Origin of the sequence: Methylobacter marinus A45 (assembly GCF_000383855.1) — a bacterium.
Taxonomy (GTDB): Bacteria; Pseudomonadota; Gammaproteobacteria; order Methylococcales; family Methylomonadaceae; genus Methylobacter; species Methylobacter marinus.
This window is the reverse complement of sequence record NZ_KB912877.1, coordinates 45,496-64,803: the sequence shown is the minus strand read 5'-3', so window position 1 is coordinate 64,803 and position 19,308 is coordinate 45,496. Positions and strand designations below refer to the sequence as shown.

Here is a 19,308-nt window from a genome sequence, read left to right as displayed (position 1 = left end):
ACAATTCTCTTATGCGCCACTCAGTAGTTATTGCCGCCGCTTGGATGGCTGGTGCGTTGATCTCGTTTTCCGCAATGGCCGTGGCGGTACGCGAGCTCTCAGCTGATTTTGGCACGTTCCAGCTTCTAGCCATCCGCAGCTTTATCGGTTTGCTAGTTATCTCGGCCATACTCACAAGAGTGGGCTGGACGCAGGTCTCAGTGCGGAATATAAAAACGCATTTTGCTCGTAACCTTGTTCACTTCGGTGGGCAGTTCGGTTGGTTCTATGCTATTGCCCTTATTCCACTGGCCGCGGTGTTTGCTATTGAGTTCACCGTGCCTCTTTGGACAATGATATTTGCGGTGCTTCTTCTGAATGAGCGCATCAGCGCGACTCGGCTGCTAGCCATTGCCCTCGGCATAACCGGCGTCGTCGTTATCCTCCGTCCCGGTTGGTCTGTGGTGCATCCAGCCGCCTTTGTCATGCTGTCCGGCGCCTTTGCGTATGGTCTTTCTCATACGCTGACTAAGAAACTGGCAGAGCAGGACACGCCGCTATGCATCCTCTTTTACATGATGTTGATTCAACTTCCTCTGGGTTTAGTCCCTGCAGTCTTTAATTGGGTCACTCCCGCAGCAGCGCAGTGGCCCTGGTTGATTGTGGTCGGCATTACGGGGCTCAGCGCGCACTACTGTATGGTGCGAGCTCTTTCCTTGGCAGATGCATCGGTGGTGGTGCCCTTGGATTTTCTCCGGTTGCCACTTATAGCGCTCGTCGGGTATGCACTTTACAGCGAGCGCGTAGATGAGTTTTTGGTTTTGGGTGCTGGCTTGATAATGGCAGGCAACTTAATTAACCTGCTTTGGGAGCAGAAGAGAAATCAGTCTTTGCAACTCGTCCAGCAGGTAAACACCAATTCTGACACTAGGCCAAGCCGGCGTTGGACATTTCGGTAAATGCCCAGGATCTGCGTCATATTTGATTTGGACGGTACGCTCGTCGATAGCGAGGGGCTGTGCAATCAAGCGTTTCTCGATCTGCTTCCTCAGTTGAACGAGACGGTGGTGTCATTGACCCAACGGTACCGAGGCAAAAAATTGGCCCAAATTCTTGCCGATCTTGAGCGCCGTCTCTGCCAGACATTGCCTGATACTTTTGAACAACAGTATCGCCAGCGTGTGGCGGAACTCTTCTCTCATGAACTGAAGCCGATGCCCGGCGTTCTTGAAATGCTCGATGTCATGAACTTCCCTAAGTGCATCGCCTCAAGCGGGCCGCCATTGAAAATCCGTCAGGCGCTGCAAGTCAGCGGCCTCGCACCTTATTTTGGCGATAACCTCTTCAGTTCGTATGAAATGGGTTCTTGGAAGCCGGAGCCTGGGTTATTCCAATATGCCGCCGAGGCGATGGGGTTTATGCCTGGCCAATGCGCGGTGATAGAAGATAGTGATGTGGGGATTGAGGCGGCCGCAGCAGCCGGCATGAGAGCATTCCGGTATGTGCGAAATGGCGAAACCTCGCCGCGGAAAGCCGGAGAGGCAGTGCTATTTGACGATATGTTGCAGCTGCCTCAATTGCTCACTCTTACCCAACTTATTGATTCAAAGGACGCGGGGTGATAAGGCGGCGTCGCGCATGGCGGCGTGATCTGAATTAGGTCCCATTTGCGAGCTAAATCAACATAAGATGGGCTGAATAGTGCGAAACAAGGGATTAGGTTTATAGTCAATGGCATGGTGCCGCTTCTGCACTTGAGCGGGACACTGCATTGAGGGGTAGCCGCAGTATTCGGGAAATATTGTACGTTAAGACTGAATCTGTCAGATTGAACTTTAAGAATTTATGCGAGTTTTGTCAGAAAACACCGGAACATATCCTATTCTGACGTAATTTTCAGCCCATGCCTGACGTCTTGGTTAAGGTATAATCCAAATAGACAGTTATTTGATTTTACTGAATAACTATAAGCATCGAAATTCAAATGGAATAGAAGAAATGATTAAAATTTTGGGCCGCCGCAATGCCTATAATGTTCAAAAGGTTTTATGGACTTTGGGCGAACTGAAAATTTCTCACCAACATATTGATGCCGGAGGCAGCACTGGTGGACTCGATCATCCTAAATTTATCGAAATGAATCCTAATGGCCGTATTCCTGTGCTTTTAGATAGCGATGTCACCATATGGGAATCCAACAGCATAGTAAGGTATTTATGCGCAACTTACAGCGCTGGATCTTTGTGGGCAGAAGCGCCTGCCGAACGCTCCCTTGCTGAGCGTTGGATGGATTGGGAGTTGGCCTCACTGCAACCAGTCTTTCTAGACTTGTTTTGGGGGTATTACCGCACACCAGAACCGCTAAGAAATCAGGATGCAATACAAAAAGCCAGTCAACGTTGCGAATACTTGTTTTCAATCCTAGACAATCATCTAGGCCTCCACGCTTTTATAGCTGGTGATAGGTTTTCAATGGGTGATATTCCGGTTGCAACTTGTTTATACCGTTACTTTGAAATGGGGCTTGTGACTCCCGCAGTACCCAATATACGTCGCTGGTACAACGATTTAGCGCAACGCAAAGCTTACCGTACACATATTATGACGCCATTTGATGAATTATTTGGTCGGCAATCATTTTGAAGATAGGTCAAGGCTTGAGCGAAGATTACTATACTAAAGACGGTGCGGTTGGTTCGAACTAATCAATTCCAATCAATTTGGCTCAAGTGCGTGGCTTAGCGTACGATTTTTTCCGAATTCTGTGGTTACCCCATTGATGCGTATCTCTTTTTATTTTTTAACATTAGGCATGGAGGCAACAATGCATCCGCGACACATCGCGCTGGCCATCTTGGTAGTGGCCATTTGGGGATTCAACTTCGTCGTTATTAAAGTGGGTCTGAAAGAAATTCCGCCCATTCTGCTTTGCGCGCTCAGATTCTTTCTCTCCGCGTTCCCAGCGGTCTTTTTTATCAAACGTCCCGCCGTACCTTTCCGTAGCGTTATGGCCTTCGGACTGGTGATGTTCGCCTCTCAGTTCGCGCTGCTGTTTTCCGGCATGTATGCCGGAACAACGGCCGGCATGGCGTCTTTAGTGCTTCAGGTTCATGTGTTTTTCACGGTTGCATTGGCTGTCGTATTTCTGGCTGAACAACCCTCTGTCTGGCAGATCATTGGCGCCTTGACGGCATTCTCGGGCATCGGGCTGGTTGCCGCCCATACAGGCGGCGACATCTCGGCGCTGGGCCTGATTTTAATTGTTGCTGCTGCTGCCTCATGGGGCATAGGCAACCTGATTGCCAAGAAGCTCGGTAAAGTCGATATGCTGGCACTGGTGGTTTGGGGAAGCCTGGTTGCCTGGCCGCCGCTTTTGCTGCTGTCGTATCTACTGGAGCAAGACAGCTGGAGCCTTGAAGGCATGGCTCATCTTTCATGGCCCACTATCGGGGCAATCGGCTATATCACCTATCTGTCAACCCTGCTGGGTTTCGCCGTGTGGAGCTGGCTGCTGAGTCACTATCCCGCGGCGACAGTGGCGCCGTTTACGTTGCTGGTGCCGGTATTCGGCTTTACGAGTTCAGCGCTGGCCTTGGGGGAGCCGCTCTATCCGTGGAAGCTAGCCGCCGCCGTTCTGATTATCGCTGGGCTGTGCATCAATCTGGCTGGCGCTCGTATCGCCATGCGCCTCCGTCCGGCATGAGCAACCTGTCACTGGAACCGTCCGAGAAGCCGTATTGGCCAAGTTTGAACAATCAGTTCATGGAAAATCAAATACATATGATCCCGCTTTTGGCTGGCGGGTTTTTCTACCACATCATCAGACCACTCAAAGGAGTTGAACGTAATGCGTAAATCGATAGCCCTGCTTGGTGAATATACACCGACATTTCCACCCCATGCTTCAACCGATGCGGCCATCAAGCATGTCCGAAACTTTTTGGCTATAGACATAACAGCGGAATGGATTTCAACGGAAGATATTGACCAAAGCCTGTTTGATCGCTATTCCGGCATATGGGTGGCGCCTGGCAGCCCGTACAAGAACATGGAGAAGACTCTATGGGCCATTCGCTATGCGAGGGAAAACAAGATTCCCTGTTTGGGCACTTGTGGCGGGTTTCAGCACATTGTGATTGAATACGCCCGTAATATCCTGGGCTTTAAGGAGGCGCAGCACGCCGAATACGATCCATACGCCTCATGCCTGTTTATTTCACAATTGGCTTGTTCACTCGCTGGCCGTGAGATGCAGCTTAGTTTTGTACCGGGATCTCAAGTGGACGTAATTTATGGCAGTTTGTCGGCGAAAGAGCGGTATTACTGCAATTTCGGCGTCAATCCGGATTGCATCCCTCTATTGAAGCAAGGGCCGATGATTATTTCCGGCTCAGATGCCGAGGGTGAAGTGCGCGTCATTGAGTATCCGAATCACCCCTTTTTCATTGGCACATTGTTTGTCCCGCAGGAGCGTTCTACACCTGAACAGCCACATCCGCTGATTACAGCTTTCTTAGCCGCTGTAGTGAGTTATTCAGTTTAACATCCCTAGCGTTCAACATTAGCCATCAAAGACCTACATGATCACTTGCTATCTACGTTACATCATTGACCCCTACAAGCTTAAAGAGTTTGAGCATTACGGGAAGCTGTGGATTCCTCTCGTGGAAAAGTTCGGCGGAAAACATCATGGCTATTTTATGCCTTCGGAGGGTGCGAACAATGTTGCGCTGGCTCTGTTTACCTTTCCGAGTTTTGCACGCTATGAGGAATACCGAGCCCAATCGCTCCAGGACCCAGCGTGCCAAGCCGCGTTCGAATACGCCGAACAGACACGTTGTATCCTGAGTTATGACCGTAGCTTCTTCCGTCCGGTTTTTGAATGAGCTCAAACGCTATGCATCAATCCGACCGTTCGCATCGCCTTAAACATCCGTTCGGCATCACGGCGTACCTCATCCATTAGTTCATCGAAGAACCAACGTTTGACATCACTAGGGAGACTGAATCATGTTTGACATCCAGAACTACGCGAGCTTTATCGCAGCAATTCTTATTTTTCAGCTGATTCCTGGACCAGGCACACTGGCGATTCTCACGGCCACGGCACGCCACGGTATCGGCGCGGGATTCGGTGCCGTTATGGGTACCTTGCTCGGTGATTTCATATACATGAGCGGAGCGGTTCTCGGCCTGGCCGCCGTGATGCATGCGTACCCGCTTGTGTTCGAGGCACTGCAAGGGGTTGGTGCTGTTTACTTGGGCTGGCTGGGCATTCAGTTACTCAGGTCGCCTGCTGCCAACGTAGCGAGCACACCCCCACAGAAAAAGAGCAGCTGGCGCTATTTTCAACAGGCCTTCCTGGTCAGCCTCACCAATCCCAAAGTTATTCTGTTCTTTCTGGCCTTCTTCCCGCTGTTCCTGTGTGCGGATGCATCGTCTATTACGCTGGGTGGCCTGATGGCGCATGTTACGCTCATCAGCTTTTTGTATCAGGCAGGCCTCGTGCTCGTTGGCAACGCGTTGGCTCGCAAGCTGTCGCCATTGCCATCGGTGCGTAAAATCGCGGCCCGGCTTGCGGGCGTGGCGCTCATTGGCTTTGGCGTAAAACTGGCGGCCAATAACCGATGAAGTTAGATCCCATCCCTTATTTCACTAGATAAGCCGCTGAATTCGGCATCAAGCATTTTATTACTTACTGTTGTTACGCACGGAAGATTTTATCCCGTTTGCCGCGCCGAGCACCGCAGCTTTCGGCGAGAACAGCCCGAAGGGGCGCTGCATGGATGCAGCGCGTTGCCAAAGGGACAGGAAGTCCCTTTTGGCAACCCTCGCCGAAAGCGAGGAGCGCAAGGAAAAAGCGGCAACGGGCGGCCTTTTCTTTGGTTACTTTCTTTTGGCCGCGCAAAAGAAAGTAACTCGCCTTCGGGTGCGATAAACCCGATTCAAATAATCGTCGCGCTAGCGACACCTTGCTAAACCGATCTGAATTCAACTTACTGCGTAACATCAGTTACTTATGGCTAGAAATATTGAAATCAAAGCTCGAATTGAAAGCGTCGAATCACTGCAGTCGGTGGCAGCGGAAATCGCCGATGAAGGGCCCATCGAAATACACCAGGACGATACGTTTTTTGCTTGTCCCAACGGCAGGCTGAAACTTCGCGCTTTCTCTGAGCATGATGGACAGCTGATTTTCTATCAGCGCCCAGACGGCGCAGGCCCCAAGGAATCTTTCTATGTCATCTCTCCGACCGCTTCCCCTGATTCAATCCGTCAGGTGTTGTCGCTGGCCTATGGCGAAATTGGACGTGTGCGCAAACACCGCACCTTATTCTTGGCAGGGCGAACGCGAATCCATTTGGATAAAGTGGACGAATTGGGAGACTTTCTGGAACTGGAAGTCGTCCTGGCTGAAGGCGAACCTAACGAAGCCGGTGTATCAGTGGCTCATGAATTGCTGGAAAAGCTAGGTATCTCCCCGCAACAGTTAGTAGAAGAGGCCTATGTGGACCTACTGGCAAAATTGCCCAATAAAGCGATCCTTTCTCCGACTTCTGTCGGCAGGTGAGTTGAAGCGCTAAATACTATAAAGAGACAATCATGAATTCCGCCATCAAAATAACTGTCGGGGCCGAAGCAGGGGCAACTACAGTAGTAACAAAGGAGCTGACCGTGTGCCACTTCCATTCAAACATGCCGGAGGTCTATGCGACTCCCTGCATGATCCACTTGATGGAAATCGCGGCAAGTAACGCCGTCCAGCCTTACCTGCCAGCCGGGTGGGTCTCTGTTGGCGTCGACGTCAATATACGTCACTTGGCGCCTACGCCAGTTGGCCGCACCGTTACCGCATATGCTAGAGTTACCAAAGTCACGCACAAGCTAATTGAGTTCGAAGTGCTGGCGCACGACGGCAAAACTCTAATTGGGAAAGGTACACATTCCCGTGCACCAGTCAACCTTGCGCGCTTCGAACAAACCCTTTCAGGTCTCTCTGCATAAACGTAGCATATAATCCTATGGCCAAACGGAACTGTGCGAAAAGCCACGCAGCTCAGTTAGCCTCACCTTAGGATTTGGCTAAAAATGACTTCCTGAAATCAGAATCTTGCATAGGATATGCTGACCAAAAGTAGGCGTTCCAGGCGGCGAAGCGAAGCGCATCGCTCGCGAACGATGCGCCTCCTGTCGTCGGCACATATATGGACTCCTCGATTATTGCAAGCCAAGTTTTCAATTTTGTAATGTCACTAACAGAGATCAAGATTGCCGCCATATATTCGGTCTCTTAACAGAGGTTTTCTTACCTCAGGACTCCTGATGAATCTATCCGCGCGCTTTCACCTCAACCATCCTAACGGTTTCTTAAGAACCTATGTGCTGAGCGGGTTTGGAAAGCACCGGTCTGACCTGTTGTTGTCATCACTAATCGTTAACTTGCCTCCGCAATCTTGTGTACTCGGTTAAAATAGTGCTCAAGAGGGTTATCCACGCTTTGTCCACGGACGAAGTGCTTCACTTTCACGCAGTCGGTGGGCAAAGGGTGGATAACCCGGTGCCTAATTAGGCCGCCTTAGGCTCGTAAGCTTGCTCTTTAGTCGCCATCGCCCACAGGATCCGGGCATTCTTGTTGGCCAGGGCGACCACGGCCTTATTGAAGCCCCGCCGTTCAACCAGGGCTTGCAGCCATCGGTTTAATGGGTCGGTCTTGCCACTGCAGTACTTGACCACCGACCGGGCACCATGAATGAGCTTGGTACGGATATAGCGATTGCCCCGTTTGCTGATGCCCAGATACACCGCTTTATCCCCGCTGCTATGCTGCCTGGGTACGACACCCAAACTGGCGGCATAATCCCGGCTGCTGGCATAGCCCTTGCCGTGGCCAAGATCGGCTGCGACGATCGTAGCGGTGATCGGTCCTATCCCGGGAACCTCCAGAAATCGCCGGCTTAAGGCGTTGCTGTTGCACAGCCGGCTGATCCGCCGGTCCTGGTCCTTGATGGCTTGATCCAGCGCCTTCAATTGCCCGTATTGTTCGGCCAACACTTCACGGCTGAGCGGGGTCAAGCCGTTTTCCGCCTCCTCCAGGATCAAGGGCAGTTCTTTTCTGACCCGATCGATCCCCTGGGCTATGACAATCCCTCTTTCGCTCAATAAGCCCCGGAGCTGATTGACCAGTGCCGTACGTTTGTCCACCAGATCCTGCCGGATGTTATGAACCAGTTGCACATCCTGTTGTTCCAGCGTTTTGATCGCCACCACTCGCTTGTTCGGCCGGGTCACGGCATCGAAGATCGCTTGCGCATCGTTAAAGTCGTTCTTATTGCCCACCACGAAGTTTTTGACGTAACGGGCATTCAGCAGCACGACCTGATGCCCCAGCTTAGTCAGTTCTCTCCCCCAATGATGGGCTCCGCCGCAAGCTTCTATGCCAATCAGACTCGCCGGGTAATTGGCGAAAAAAGCCAGCAATTCTGCTCGCTTGAGCTTTTTCCTGATCGCTTTGCCCTCGGCGTTCAGGCTATAGCAGTGAAAGATGTTCTTTGCGATGTCCAGGCCAACTACATTATCATTCATTTCGGGCTCCTCTTTGCTCCGTTGTTTATTGTTGGGTGCATTATGACACCGTGGGAGTGAAGAGGAGTCCATATCATCATCCTATGTTTAAACAGGGACATTATTGACGACCAAATCCTTAGCAATGTCAAGATGGAATAAATGACATTGAATCGGTTTGTTTTTATAAATATTTCTATACGCGCAGGCAATAAAATAACACCGAGATCGGCAAATCAGTATGCCATTTTATAGTGTTGTGCCCAGGTATCGTTCAATTACTTCAGGCGTTGTCAATCCTCTTTGTGCAATCGGCTCTCGAGCTCTTCCCAGCAAGCAAGAAGATCGATTCGGGAAATGATGCCAACCAGTTTTCCCGCTTCCACTACCGGCAGGGAGGTCACCTGATACTCCACCATCAGCCGGGCGGCTTCGAACAAGCGCATGTCTGGTTCAACGCTGTACACATCCGTACTCATTATCTCAGCAGCTGTACGGCCCTCGGCTTTGCCGGGCTGAGGATCTTTAGGGGCAAAATAGGAAATCCAGAAATTCTCCTTCCAGATGGATTCGCGCGGTTTGAGCCGTTCGTCTAGTCCTCGGTCAATTAGATCCTCGGCTGTGACGATACCGAGCAACAAGCCTTCGGCATCTACGACGGGAACGCCATTGATGCGATTGGCTATCAGTAGGTCCGCCACCTCTTTAACCGGCGTTTCCGGCTGAACGGTAATGGGTTTGGGGGTCATAAAGTCTCGGATTAACATGAGCAGTTTCCTCGGCTTGTAAATTGATGAGCCTGCGTAGCCGTGTATACGCGTGCCGGCTCTCTCGTAACAGCGGCCCAATCGGATGATGCCGGGCGTAGCGTCGATTTCACTCTATGCATATAGCACGCTGGCTCAGCGAGAGCGGTTGGCCTCTGACGCGGCGTCACTTATGCAAGATGCTCCAGGTCCAAGGCCCCACTTCACGGTCATAAACGCCGATCGCATCCAACAGCGACAAGGTTTGTCCGGTGTGGGCGGCATTCATTGCCATAAATGCTTGCTAGCCATACGGATATAAAGTTTCGACCTTCCTGTGACCCGGTTTGAATGGACAGGATGCTTTTCAGCTCAGACAGCGCCGGTTCTAAAAAGACTCCAAACGTTTATACACGATTGCGTCAAGAGACCATAATCCAGTCAGTTTCGGCTTCATTGCATTTCCGCTGAATGCAAAAAGTTCCGTGCTATAATGGCGAACTTTAACTTACTATTTATAAGGTTTTAACCATGCAATTTACTCGGTTTTCTGTTTGCGCTCTGATGTTCTTGTCTTTTTCCGCGAATGCGGACGTTCCATTGACTCAGTCCGATCTGATCGGCAGCTGGCAAATCGACAAGGAATCAGTTGATCGCGAAGGTACCAAGTCAAGAAGCTTGAACACTGTTTGGACCTTCAGGGCAGATGGTACGATGGAAGGCATTTCCCAGGAATCGGATGCCCACGCACGGATCGATCAGCTGCGCGCAGTACTCAATTATTCCGTCGAAGACGGTAAACTGGTCAAGCAAGCCGCTCCCGGCCGCTCCAGAATGGAAACCTGCACTGCAGTTGAAAAAGAAAACAACAAAATGATTCTTAAATGCCAATCGGCTTATTTTTTCATGACAAAAAAATAATTAAGGTTTATTGATGTTCGATAAAGTCTTTAACGCCTTGTTTATCATGGTATTTACCTACTTTATCCATTCATTGAAGTGCATCGAGATACAGTAACATTCGACATTTTAAGCAGTAACATTTACAGTAACTCTAAAATACCAATGAGGAGTTACTGTAAATGGCTAAAGAGTTACTGAAAGACAGCGCAATCAAGAGCGCCAAGCCCAACATAAAAGATAAGCGGCTAAATGATGGCGATGGTTTGTATTTGCTCATCAAGCCCAGTGGTGCGCGGTGGTGGCGATTCGACTACAGCATAGACAGTAAGCGCAAGACATTATCATTAGGTACATATCCTGATACCAGTTTAGCGGATGCGAGGCGTAAGGCGGAGGAGGCGCGAAAGCTGGCCGCTAACGGCATAGATCCCAGCGATACAAGGAAGGCAGTGAAAAAGGCCCGTCATGAGGCCACAGAGAACGAAAAAAGAATAAAGGCAGGGTTGCCTATTGTCGGATCATTCGAAGACATAGCGGGGCAGTGGTTCCGCTCCATCAAGCATCAGCTAGCCGAGCAGACTTATGCAAGCAAGCTGGGCAGGTTCAAAACCTATGTTTTCCCCATCATTGGCGGCATGGACATTAAAGCGGTCAAGTCGCCCGACATTATGGCTGTCATTAAAGCCATCGATTCAGGAAAAACAGCCACCGCTAAAGCCTTAAGAGCGGAAATAAGCGCAGTTTTTGGCTATGCAATCGCTCACGGTCTGGCGGATTATGACGTTGCTCAGCCAGTAGCAAAGATGCTGAGATCCCATCAGGGCAATCACCGTCCAGCTCTTACAAATCCCGCTGATGTAGGTAGGCTCTTACGCGATATTGACGCCTATAACGGCACATTTACCGTTAAATCGGCGTTAAGGCTGCTTCCGGTGCTATTTTGCCGCCCCGGTGAAATGAGACTGATGGAATGGGCCGGGATTGATATTGAAGCAAAGGAATGGCGCTATTTGGCATCTAAAACCGGAATCAATCACATCGTTCCCCTTTCTTCCCAAGCAATCAAAATACTGACCGAATTAAGGCCCGTTACAGGGCATTCCGAGTACGTTTTCCCCAAAGGCAGCGATCACAACAAACCGATGAGCAAGCGGACCATTCAGAACGCATTGCAGATCATGGGTTACGATGATATTCATTGCGCCCACGGGTTCCGGACCACGGCTTCAACATTACTGAATGAACAAGGTTGGTCTCCAGATGCCATAGAGCGGCAACTGTGCCATATGCCGAAGGATGCCGTAAGAGCGGCCTATAACCGGGCGCAATACCTGGATGAGCGCCGAAAGATGATGCAAGCCTGGGCGGATTATATGGACAGCTTAAAGAGTGGTGCTGATGTGATTCCGATTGGCAAGCGAGCATAAACACATGGACAATTCACTAGAAAATGCAGGAAATAAAGAAGGCCGATGGTGGTTCCGCTATCCACTCGCCGCACTTATGCTTTATGCGGCCTGGGTTCTAACCAATGAATATCCAGAAGATGAATGGAAAAGTTGGGCTTGCTTGATTTTTGCAGCGGTCCAGGCGCGAGAGCTTTCATTATTGATTTTGGCCGGGGTGTTTATTTACCTATTTTTTAAAGTAGTAGCGATTCTTCCGGCGAGTGTTGCCATTATTATAGGCGCCATAATTATCGCGAACTCTCTTAGCAGAAGATAAGCCGATATAATCGAATTTGACCGGATAGCGCGACGGCGCAACAAACAGGACTCGTTACCCTGTTTCCGGTCAACCCTTTTGTAACGGCTGCACTTTAACGGAGTGTTACCTGATGACAGATCAAATTACGGAAATATTCACTGACGAGTTATTAAGGCTTGATGGCTTAATTGGCGAATCGGCTGAAAGGTTTTTTGATGGCCTGGATCGCGCGGAAATAATCGCTGACCTACTTACTGAGGATGAGCGCATTTATATAGACAGTTTTGAAAAGCTTAGCTGTGCGCTTGCGATTTATCATATTAGTCTTGCCATAACCGCAACAGTGAGGGGGGCGTTTGGCGAGGCGCTTAAACATAGCCTTGCCGCAACTTTTCAGCGTGGAGTTTATCTTGAGCGCTCCGAATCGCAAAAGGAAGTATCAGAGCAGGCCACCGAAGCAGCGCGAAGTCGAAACGCTGAGAATATCAGCATTAAAAACGATGCTCTCGATTATTATGTTGAGCATAAGACCGAGTTCAAAAGTTTGGCAGACGCAGCGCGGCAGATTGCTGGAAAAATAGTCATTATGAAATATCGAACTGTTTATGACTGGATAAGAGACTACGAGAAAAGCGCGCCCGATTAAAAGTACAGTGTGCGCGCACACGGCATTTCCATAGCCAAAGGCAGAGAATAAGATTTGTTCCGTACTTAATTGAACAGGAATTTATCTTAATGAACACATTACCAAATACTGGCTTTCTTAGACTCGCCACCATAATCGGTGACAAGAAAGCCAACACCCCCGCAATCATCCCCGTTTCCCGGACATCATGGCTTGAAGGCGTTAAATCCGGCAAATATCCAAAACCTGTAAAACTTGGAGAGCGTTCTGTTGCATGGCGCGTTGATGATATCCGCGAATTAGTCAAAAAGCTCTCAGCACAATAATTATCAATCTACCGTCGTGATGACGGAAGGAAATCGCAAAATGAAATTATCCAATACCACGCCCGCAGCACATACCCATCTTGCGGGCTCAAATGAATTAACCATGTCCAGCCGTGAAATAGCCAAGTTGGTTGAATCCCGGCATGACAGCGTTAAGCGCACTATTGAAAGACTCGCAGAGCGCGGAACTATTGAATTACCACCATTGGTGGAAATCTCAACAGCAACAAAACCCATATCTGAATATCTTGTAAACAAGCGCGACAGCTATGTAATTGTGGCGCAATTATCCCCGGAGTTTACCGCGCGCTTAGTGGATCGCTGGCAAGATCTTGAAAGCAAAACCCTGTTCACCCTGCCAGACTTCACCAATCCTGCTATAGCAGCGCGTGCCTGGGCAGACGAAGTAGAGGCTAAACAAAAAGCGCTTGAGATCATCGACAAACAGCAATCGAGCATTGCCGAAAAAGATAATTTAATCCTGGCGTCCAACGAGGCGAGCATCAAAGCCGGGGAAATTCTTGTCCGTGAGTTCGTTAAATCCGTCGATATTGTGGACCTGGGAGAGAAGCAGTTCTATCAATGGATGAAAAAACATAAATTGATTATGGACAACCGCCAACCATACCAGCAATACGTTAATCGAGGGTTCTTTACTTGGAAACCAACGGAAGAAAAACACGGCGGCGAGTATCGATACACGTTAAGAATTACGCCGAGAGGCAGGGTATGGTTGGCGGCTAAATATATGTCGCTTTTGGATCAGGATTTTACTATCTAACGGACATAAAAAAAACGGACATAAAAAAGCCCATTACCAGCAGATAACGGGCTTCAACTTATTTACTTATCGTCGAGACGACGAAAGGACACCGCAAATGAATTATATATCACTCAAGCATTTTGTCATAGCCGAGCTAATCACCGCATTTAAGGCGCTATCTCTGGCATTTATAGCTATTTTATTATGGTGGGCGTTATGAAGGTAACTTCGAGAGATAAACGTGCGCTATCCGCATTAATACGCGGCCCTGTGATGCGAGAAAACCTTGATTTGATAGTCGGTTGTTCAAATGGGCCTGATCTAATTGCAGGACTTAGACGCAAAGGCTTAGTCATTCCATGTAGCCGCGTCGAACGCTACGATAAAGACGGGAACGCGTGCTATCCCGGCCAATACAGCCTAACACCCACAGATAAAGCTAAGGCTCATGAATGGCTGAGCGGTGGCTAATATGGGAATTGACAGCATATTGAATCGACTTGAAAAAGTCAGGCGAACCGGCCCCGGCAAATGGACCGCTTGCTGTCCTGCTCATGACGACAAATGCCCCTCATTGGGGATCAAGCAAGCCGACGACGACAAGATTCTGATTCATTGCTTTGGCGGGTGCGATGTGCAAAGCATTGTTTCCGCTATCGGATTAACGCTATCTGACTTGATGCCAGAAAAACCGCAGGGTTACGACCGGACACGCGCCAGGGGCTCACGGTTCTCAAAGTCTGAAATGTTCGATAGGTTGCTTCATGAATCGATCATTCTGGGCTTGGGTATTCGGCAGTTACTCAGCGGCAAAGAATTGTCGCCAGCGGACATTGAAAGCATTGGCAAGGCTGAATCACTCATTGATGAATTGCGCATTGAGGCCAGCCGATGACCAGCACACTAGAAGCAATGCGCGATAAGTTGACCACGGATAACAGCGGTACGTCTGGAAAACCTGAGTTTGAATTGATCGCAGCCAGTGAACTTACCCTTAAGCCTAAGCCGATAAATTGGCTAGTGAGAAACCTACTCGAGCGCGAAAGCATCAGCCTGTTATACGGCGCGCCAGCAAGCGGAAAATCACTGTTTGCACTGGATTGGGGATTTTGCATTGCTAAGGGGATGAAGTGGGAAGGCAGGCCGACACAGCAAGCAGGCGTTGTCATTATCGCGGGTGAAGGTTTTGCCGGATATGCACGACGGCTTAAGGCGTTAGAGATCAAGCATGGAATCAAAGCCCCCGGTAATCTGTTATTGAGCAAGCAGTCCGCGCAATTACAAGATCCCGGAAGTTGTGACGATGTTGTTAAGGCAATACAGAAATCATGCATCAAGCCCGGCCTAATCATCATCGACACGCTTAACCGCAATATCGACGCCGACGAGAACAGCAGCCGGGATATTGCCGCCTTTATCTCGAATCTGGATCAGTTCTTTAAGCCATTGGGCGCAGCCGTTTTAGTGGTTCATCACTCAGGACATAACGAATCCGGTCGCAGCCGAGGAAGTAGCGCCATTCGTGCCGCGATGGATGCCGAATATTGCGTTTCCAAGGATGAAAACACTGTAAATCTATCATGCACTAAGGCTAAAGACTTTGAGCCGCCAAAGCCGCTAGATTTTGCTTTACAACAGGTTTCACTTGATTGGCTCGATGATGAAATGACGCCATTAACGAGCGTTTATTTAGAGTATTCCGGTGAAACGATCAAACAACCGAAGAAGCTTAAATTAAGCGTTCGTGAGCGCCAAATACTCGACAGCATTACCGATGCCTTAAGAGTTCATGGAATCGAGCCTACAACGGAAATACGGCAGAAATTCGGCGGCTTTGGAACGGGTACGTTTAGGCATGTTGTTTCAATAGATCAATGGCGCGAGTTTGCCTTTAAGGTTATTCCGTCCGATTGTAGTCAGCCGCGCGTTACATTCAAAAGAGCGCGTGACAAGTTTTTGGAACGTAATCTGACAGCCGAGCATGACGGGTATATTTGGCGAATTGATGTCGATGCAGGCGTTACAAAAGCGTTACAAAACGACTCTGTAACGAGTGAATCAAATGTAACGGCTAAAACGTCGGCGTTACAGAGCGTTACAGAAAATAAAGAACCGCTAGAGCCTATGAATATCAAGGCTTCGAGGGAAGCGTTACATGGCGTTACATAGCGTTACATTTACAAAAGTGTAACGGTTGAGGGGCGTTACATACGTTACACACTCCTATAGGAGTGTAACGCTTGTAACGCCCTATCAACACCGACTTAAAACTTAGCCTTAACGGATACTTTATGACAACGAACAGAATAGAACGAATGTTGAAAAAGCAAGGAGTAAACAATTATGGCGTTTAAAAAAGGACAAAGCGGGAACGCGGCAGGCAGGCCAGCAGGCAAGACACCGGGCGCTAAGCTTAGAAAGGCCATTGAGCAAAGAGCCGATGATATTTTGCAATCGCTTATTGATGCGGCAGTCGGTGGCGATACGGCGGCAGCAAAGGTTCTTATTGACAAGCTTATTCCCAATTTAAAGCCAATAGCTGGACAAATAGCGGTAACCCTACCTGATGGCGCAGGGCTGGCCGACCAAGGCGCAGCAGTCCTTCAGGCGGCTTTGAATGGATCTATTCCGCCAGATATAGGCAGTCAGTTAATTACTGCGCTGGCGGCACAGTCGAAGATTATTGAAATTGATGAATTAACGCGCAGAATTGAAGCGCTGGAGCAATCTAAATGAATATACGCAGCAGATTAGCCAAGATTGAAGAAAAACGCGCAGCAAAGCCAGTACAGGTGCTTGATTGTCCAAATGCGCGCCAATGGCTGAATGACACTATCACGGCCATTAATAACGGCACACATCAACCAACTAAGCCGAGAAAGCCATTATCACCAGATGCCAGTCCTACGCATAGATGGCTTGATGAAGTACTGAATGGAATAGAGGCGAGATCATGAGCAGCATTAAGACGCGAGTATCGAAGTTAGAGCAGCAGCGCCCGGTATCGGCAAAGAAAGGCCCTATTGAGTTGATTGGTGTCCAAACAGGCGAAACCAAGGAAACAGCTCTTGAGCGGTGGATGAAGGATAATCCAGGCCGTGAGATGCCCGAGGATATTATTTACTTGGTTCCTTTTGAGCAAAAGACAAGGGGGCAGCATGACGAATTGAACTGAATCACAATTAACCATGATCTTTAATTTTTATTGCCGGGAGGCAAAACAATGTATGACAGACTTTTCAATTCTATCGGTAACGGACTTTCAACAATGGGCAATGGATTGCAACCAGGTATTGCTTCACATGGCTGTAATATTGGCAATAGCCACACATCGCGATTAATCTTTTAATTTATTGTCGGGAGACAACACATATGAACTTTGATTTTTTAAACTCATTCGGTAACACACTTGGACAGGGTATTGGGCATGTTGGAAACGGCCTAAGCTATATGGGCGACACCATGAGCGCCGGTTACGACAGGGCTAGCGGTTTTGATGCTTTCGGGCTTGGTTCCGGTTTACGTTCGGGCATGGCCGATTCCGGTCTTAGTCAGAACGCCATAGACAACCTTATGACTGCGGGTAAATGGGGCGCAGGCTTGGGGCTGGCTGGCGCATTAATGGATGGCGGCCAAGGGGGTATGCAGGGCTTAGGCATGGGCTTATTGGGTGGCGGCTTGGGTTCTTATCTGCAGCAGAACGGGCAGAAGGATGAAAAGAAAGGCAACATTTTCGACAGCGGCCTTCTTAGTTCCTTGAACCAAGACGTAACACCACAATTCCAAAGCCTACCGGCACCCTCACCCATAGGCCGCAGCAATTGGATGCCTCTTGATGCTTACCGCAAGGTCGGGAGGATTTAATCATGGTTTCATTGGAACCGAGCCATAGCGGAACTGCTCCATAAAACTCCAGTTGAATTGCTTATGGATAATCCGTTATTCATAAGCAAATGCTTATGTATTGGCGCTACCCTCAGCCAGGGTCAGGAAATCCTGTTATTGTTCCGAAACCACGTTAGAGGGTAACGGGAATTTAGCCGCCGCAATTTTGCGGAGTCCCCCAATACGGGGCGGCATCCGAGGTCATTTTCACTTCCCCCCACAAGGGAAGCGGTCTCCCCAATTTTGGGGAGTCCTCTAACATCCCGCGCTGAAAGATAATCCAAATTTGGATGATATTGATATTAAAGGAAAAGTCAGCTAAAAGAACGAACAGCCGTCCTTTATCCCAAGGGGACAAAAGCCCTATCCGCCTAATGTGTCGAATCCACACGTTTAAAAAGCTGGGCCGGATTTTCGGCTGAGTAACCGCGTGGTCATGCAGGAGGCACCGTATCGATGCGCCCTTAAAAGCAGCGCATTTTCCTGCGTGGTGATGTGTCGCAAATAGTAAACAATCAATTCCTTAGCATGATTCCATGCCAACATGATTATTTAGTCTAAAAAATATGGCTTTATATACTGGTATGATTATTGATATAGGTATTATTTCAAAATAAGTACACATCACCGCGCGAACACCAGTACCGAGACAGCATGAAAACCTAATAAAACCAGATATAGCAGGAATTACTGCTATTCAGTTGACCCGCCCGCCTTTGGTGGATATTTTCCATCGTGAATCACGATAGTATTCTGAGACAGTTGACCCGCCCGCCTTTTGTGGATATCCTTATCTTGCGCTGCACATTCGGCGCCGGGAGTCGAAACCCGATTATCTAACGTGAGAGCGCCTTTCACGGCGTTTTTTTGTGCCTTTCATTCATCGCGGGCCCTGGTCCGTGTACATTCTGTTATGGCGGGCTTATTTGGGCAGCGTTCGGCGCTGGCCGTTGTTAGATACGGTTTTCGACCCCATTTAAGCCTGCCACCCATGCAAAAGCATTGGCGGCGGTTATGCACCTTATAGGAGTCACCGCATGATCACCAATCCAGACGATAACTACAAGCTTTATAGATTTATCGAGCATCACGTTAAAAACCCTGGAGAACGCTTTGATTTCGGGCATGAGCCGCAACCCAAGAAAACACCCAAAAAAACACCCAAGCTAAAGCCAGATTTCAGCCACCGTCTATCCAGCCTTGGTGGTGAAGCCACCCCATGGGAATTACAAGATGCTATTAATAATCTGGCGCTACAGGCTGATAGCAGCCTAGTTCTAATTGGTGATCAATTTGTTAATGACGATGAAGAAAAAAAGGGAAGGATGTCTGACGAGGTTATGTACTGGTCTATTGAATCAGTGAGGCAAACCGTTAAAGATATGCGGGCCATTGTTGACGCCTACCACAAAGCGACAATTCAGCAGCGCAATAATTAACTCCGAGACAACGCTAAACCGTCGATTCGACGAGTTTAAACAAGGCCGGTTTCGACTGGCCTTTTTTGTGCCTTGGTAAAAATCAATGTTACAAAGTAACAATCTTGGATGTTTTTCAGGCTAAAAGCAGAGTCACAGATAAAAAACGCAGTAACATTTACAGTAACTTAATCATTATGTTCTTCAAATCCCTTTATTTTTGCGGTATTCAGTGCGGCTTATTTTTTCATGACAAAAAAATAATCAGCCGGCAGGTGATCAAGGCAAATGCCTCATCGCTACATAGTGATTGACGCATTTGCCGAAAGACTTAATAAACGTTTTGCCCACATCAATACCGGTGGCGGAGATTTAGCTCGACGGTAAGCGTATT

Annotated in this window: 24 protein-coding genes; 22 read left to right on the top strand and 2 right to left on the bottom strand. The window is 48.9% G+C overall.

Going from position 1 to position 19,308, the window contains the following annotated elements:
* Positions 1 to 11 precede the first annotated feature (11 nt).
* The 9 genes from METMA_RS0100340 to METMA_RS0100290 all read left to right on the top strand — a co-directional run bounded on the left by METMA_RS0100340 (position 12) and on the right by METMA_RS0100290 (position 6,984).
* On the top strand, positions 12 to 938 hold the full coding sequence (locus tag METMA_RS0100340; protein ID WP_020157062.1) for a DMT family transporter: 927 nt from the start codon (positions 12 to 14) through the stop codon (positions 936 to 938).
* Complete coding sequence (locus METMA_RS0100335; RefSeq protein ID WP_020157061.1) at positions 939 to 1,601, top strand: HAD-IA family hydrolase; 663 nt, start codon at positions 939 to 941, stop codon at positions 1,599 to 1,601.
* A 376-nt stretch (positions 1,602 to 1,977) separates the two neighbouring features.
* On the top strand, positions 1,978 to 2,622 hold the full coding sequence (locus METMA_RS0100330; RefSeq protein WP_020157060.1) for a glutathione S-transferase family protein: 645 nt from the start codon (positions 1,978 to 1,980) through the stop codon (positions 2,620 to 2,622).
* 181 nt (positions 2,623 to 2,803) lie between these two features.
* Positions 2,804 to 3,682 (top strand): O-acetylserine/cysteine exporter, encoded by an 879-nt coding sequence (locus METMA_RS0100325; protein ID WP_020157059.1) that lies wholly within the window; start codon positions 2,804 to 2,806, stop codon positions 3,680 to 3,682.
* Between the two features lie 144 nt (positions 3,683 to 3,826).
* On the top strand, positions 3,827 to 4,522 hold the full coding sequence (locus tag METMA_RS0100315; RefSeq protein WP_020157057.1) for a CTP synthase C-terminal region-related (seleno)protein: 696 nt from the start codon (positions 3,827 to 3,829) through the stop codon (positions 4,520 to 4,522).
* Between the two features lie 37 nt (positions 4,523 to 4,559).
* Positions 4,560 to 4,865, top strand: a complete 306-nt coding sequence (locus tag METMA_RS0100310; RefSeq protein WP_020157056.1) for an NIPSNAP family protein — start codon at positions 4,560 to 4,562, stop codon at positions 4,863 to 4,865.
* 124 nt (positions 4,866 to 4,989) lie between these two features.
* Positions 4,990 to 5,610, top strand: coding sequence for a LysE family translocator (locus tag METMA_RS0100305; protein ID WP_020157055.1), 621 nt, complete (start codon positions 4,990 to 4,992; stop codon positions 5,608 to 5,610).
* Positions 5,611 to 5,998: 388 nt separating this feature from the next.
* Positions 5,999 to 6,550 (top strand): class IV adenylate cyclase, encoded by a 552-nt coding sequence (locus METMA_RS0100295; RefSeq protein WP_020157053.1) that lies wholly within the window; start codon positions 5,999 to 6,001, stop codon positions 6,548 to 6,550.
* A gap of 32 nt (positions 6,551 to 6,582) precedes the next feature.
* Positions 6,583 to 6,984 (top strand): thioesterase family protein, encoded by a 402-nt coding sequence (locus METMA_RS0100290; RefSeq protein ID WP_020157052.1) that lies wholly within the window; start codon positions 6,583 to 6,585, stop codon positions 6,982 to 6,984.
* 561 nt (positions 6,985 to 7,545) lie between these two features.
* Here the strand turns inward: METMA_RS0100290 and METMA_RS0100280 are convergent.
* Together METMA_RS0100280 and METMA_RS0100275 are read right to left on the bottom strand one after the other, a co-directional pair.
* A complete protein-coding gene (locus METMA_RS0100280; RefSeq protein WP_020157050.1) occupies positions 7,546 to 8,562 on the bottom strand; it encodes an IS110 family RNA-guided transposase in 1,017 nt (338 codons plus the stop codon).
* Positions 8,563 to 8,834: 272 nt separating this feature from the next.
* The gene (locus METMA_RS0100275) at positions 8,835 to 9,308 is read right to left on the bottom strand and encodes a CBS domain-containing protein (protein ID WP_020157049.1); all 474 of its coding nucleotides are present in this window, start codon (positions 9,306 to 9,308) and stop codon (positions 8,835 to 8,837) included.
* A 510-nt stretch (positions 9,309 to 9,818) separates the two neighbouring features.
* Here METMA_RS0100275 and METMA_RS0100265 point away from each other — a divergent pair.
* The 13 genes from METMA_RS0100265 to METMA_RS0100205 all read left to right on the top strand — a co-directional run bounded on the left by METMA_RS0100265 (position 9,819) and on the right by METMA_RS0100205 (position 18,935).
* The gene (locus tag METMA_RS0100265; protein WP_020157047.1) at positions 9,819 to 10,208 is read left to right on the top strand and encodes a hypothetical protein; all 390 of its coding nucleotides are present in this window, start codon (positions 9,819 to 9,821) and stop codon (positions 10,206 to 10,208) included.
* A gap of 161 nt (positions 10,209 to 10,369) precedes the next feature.
* A complete protein-coding gene (locus METMA_RS0100260) occupies positions 10,370 to 11,617 on the top strand; it encodes a tyrosine-type recombinase/integrase (protein WP_020157046.1) in 1,248 nt (415 codons plus the stop codon).
* Positions 11,618 to 11,621: 4 nt separating this feature from the next.
* Positions 11,622 to 11,915: a hypothetical protein gene (locus tag METMA_RS23560; RefSeq protein ID WP_020157045.1), complete on the top strand. Its 294-nt coding sequence runs from the start codon at positions 11,622 to 11,624 to the stop codon at positions 11,913 to 11,915.
* A gap of 112 nt (positions 11,916 to 12,027) precedes the next feature.
* On the top strand, positions 12,028 to 12,543 hold the full coding sequence (locus METMA_RS0100250; protein ID WP_020157044.1) for a hypothetical protein: 516 nt from the start codon (positions 12,028 to 12,030) through the stop codon (positions 12,541 to 12,543).
* Positions 12,544 to 12,632: 89 nt separating this feature from the next.
* Positions 12,633 to 12,848, top strand: a complete 216-nt coding sequence (locus METMA_RS0100245; RefSeq protein ID WP_020157043.1) for a helix-turn-helix transcriptional regulator — start codon at positions 12,633 to 12,635, stop codon at positions 12,846 to 12,848.
* Positions 12,849 to 12,888: 40 nt separating this feature from the next.
* Positions 12,889 to 13,629 carry a phage antirepressor KilAC domain-containing protein gene (locus METMA_RS0100240; RefSeq protein ID WP_051114310.1) on the top strand — a complete coding sequence of 247 codons (741 nt, stop codon included), beginning with the start codon at positions 12,889 to 12,891 and terminating at the stop codon, positions 13,627 to 13,629.
* A 454-nt stretch (positions 13,630 to 14,083) separates the two neighbouring features.
* Positions 14,084 to 14,506, top strand: coding sequence for a CHC2 zinc finger domain-containing protein (locus tag METMA_RS0100235; RefSeq protein ID WP_020157041.1), 423 nt, complete (start codon positions 14,084 to 14,086; stop codon positions 14,504 to 14,506).
* Positions 14,503 to 15,780, top strand: a complete 1,278-nt coding sequence (locus tag METMA_RS0100230) for an AAA family ATPase (RefSeq protein WP_020157040.1) — start codon at positions 14,503 to 14,505, stop codon at positions 15,778 to 15,780. Before METMA_RS0100235 ends, METMA_RS0100230 begins: the two co-directional genes overlap by 4 nt.
* 174 nt (positions 15,781 to 15,954) lie before the next feature.
* A complete protein-coding gene (locus METMA_RS0100225; protein ID WP_020157039.1) occupies positions 15,955 to 16,347 on the top strand; it encodes a DUF5681 domain-containing protein in 393 nt (130 codons plus the stop codon).
* Positions 16,344 to 16,568 (top strand): hypothetical protein, encoded by a 225-nt coding sequence (locus tag METMA_RS26790; protein ID WP_156830418.1) that lies wholly within the window; start codon positions 16,344 to 16,346, stop codon positions 16,566 to 16,568. The genes METMA_RS0100225 and METMA_RS26790 overlap by 4 nt, the downstream gene beginning before the upstream one ends.
* On the top strand, positions 16,565 to 16,786 hold the full coding sequence (locus METMA_RS0100220; RefSeq protein WP_020157038.1) for a hypothetical protein: 222 nt from the start codon (positions 16,565 to 16,567) through the stop codon (positions 16,784 to 16,786). Before METMA_RS26790 ends, METMA_RS0100220 begins: the two co-directional genes overlap by 4 nt.
* Positions 16,787 to 16,983: 197 nt before the next feature.
* Positions 16,984 to 17,475 carry a hypothetical protein gene (locus METMA_RS0100215; RefSeq protein WP_040590284.1) on the top strand — a complete coding sequence of 164 codons (492 nt, stop codon included), beginning with the start codon at positions 16,984 to 16,986 and terminating at the stop codon, positions 17,473 to 17,475.
* A 1,058-nt stretch (positions 17,476 to 18,533) separates the two neighbouring features.
* A complete protein-coding gene (locus METMA_RS0100205) occupies positions 18,534 to 18,935 on the top strand; it encodes a hypothetical protein (protein ID WP_020157035.1) in 402 nt (133 codons plus the stop codon).
* Positions 18,936 to 19,308: the final 373 nt, after the last annotated feature.

Coding starts and splice junctions, on each gene's coding strand:
- METMA_RS0100205 (WP_020157035.1), top strand. CDS start 18,534: ATGATCACCAATCCAGACGATAACTACAAGCTTTATAGATTTATCGAG.
- METMA_RS0100230 (WP_020157040.1), top strand. CDS start 14,503: ATGACCAGCACACTAGAAGCAATGCGCGATAAGTTGACCACGGATAAC.
- METMA_RS0100315 (WP_020157057.1), top strand. CDS start 3,827: ATGCGTAAATCGATAGCCCTGCTTGGTGAATATACACCGACATTTCCA.
- METMA_RS0100215 (WP_040590284.1), top strand. CDS start 16,984: ATGAACTTTGATTTTTTAAACTCATTCGGTAACACACTTGGACAGGGT.
- METMA_RS0100280 (WP_020157050.1), bottom strand. CDS start 8,562: ATGAATGATAATGTAGTTGGCCTGGACATCGCAAAGAACATCTTTCAC.
- METMA_RS0100325 (WP_020157059.1), top strand. CDS start 2,804: ATGCATCCGCGACACATCGCGCTGGCCATCTTGGTAGTGGCCATTTGG.
- METMA_RS0100330 (WP_020157060.1), top strand. CDS start 1,978: ATGATTAAAATTTTGGGCCGCCGCAATGCCTATAATGTTCAAAAGGTT.
- METMA_RS0100335 (WP_020157061.1), top strand. CDS start 939: ATGCCCAGGATCTGCGTCATATTTGATTTGGACGGTACGCTCGTCGAT.
- METMA_RS0100295 (WP_020157053.1), top strand. CDS start 5,999: ATGGCTAGAAATATTGAAATCAAAGCTCGAATTGAAAGCGTCGAATCA.
- METMA_RS0100290 (WP_020157052.1), top strand. CDS start 6,583: ATGAATTCCGCCATCAAAATAACTGTCGGGGCCGAAGCAGGGGCAACT.
- METMA_RS0100310 (WP_020157056.1), top strand. CDS start 4,560: ATGATCACTTGCTATCTACGTTACATCATTGACCCCTACAAGCTTAAA.
- METMA_RS0100265 (WP_020157047.1), top strand. CDS start 9,819: ATGCAATTTACTCGGTTTTCTGTTTGCGCTCTGATGTTCTTGTCTTTT.
- METMA_RS0100220 (WP_020157038.1), top strand. CDS start 16,565: ATGAGCAGCATTAAGACGCGAGTATCGAAGTTAGAGCAGCAGCGCCCG.
- METMA_RS0100305 (WP_020157055.1), top strand. CDS start 4,990: ATGTTTGACATCCAGAACTACGCGAGCTTTATCGCAGCAATTCTTATT.
- METMA_RS0100245 (WP_020157043.1), top strand. CDS start 12,633: ATGAACACATTACCAAATACTGGCTTTCTTAGACTCGCCACCATAATC.
- METMA_RS0100260 (WP_020157046.1), top strand. CDS start 10,370: ATGGCTAAAGAGTTACTGAAAGACAGCGCAATCAAGAGCGCCAAGCCC.
- METMA_RS0100275 (WP_020157049.1), bottom strand. CDS start 9,308: ATGTTAATCCGAGACTTTATGACCCCCAAACCCATTACCGTTCAGCCG.
- METMA_RS0100235 (WP_020157041.1), top strand. CDS start 14,084: ATGGGAATTGACAGCATATTGAATCGACTTGAAAAAGTCAGGCGAACC.
- METMA_RS0100225 (WP_020157039.1), top strand. CDS start 15,955: ATGGCGTTTAAAAAAGGACAAAGCGGGAACGCGGCAGGCAGGCCAGCA.
- METMA_RS0100250 (WP_020157044.1), top strand. CDS start 12,028: ATGACAGATCAAATTACGGAAATATTCACTGACGAGTTATTAAGGCTT.
- METMA_RS23560 (WP_020157045.1), top strand. CDS start 11,622: ATGGACAATTCACTAGAAAATGCAGGAAATAAAGAAGGCCGATGGTGG.
- METMA_RS26790 (WP_156830418.1), top strand. CDS start 16,344: ATGAATATACGCAGCAGATTAGCCAAGATTGAAGAAAAACGCGCAGCA.
- METMA_RS0100240 (WP_051114310.1), top strand. CDS start 12,889: ATGAAATTATCCAATACCACGCCCGCAGCACATACCCATCTTGCGGGC.
- METMA_RS0100340 (WP_020157062.1), top strand. CDS start 12: ATGCGCCACTCAGTAGTTATTGCCGCCGCTTGGATGGCTGGTGCGTTG.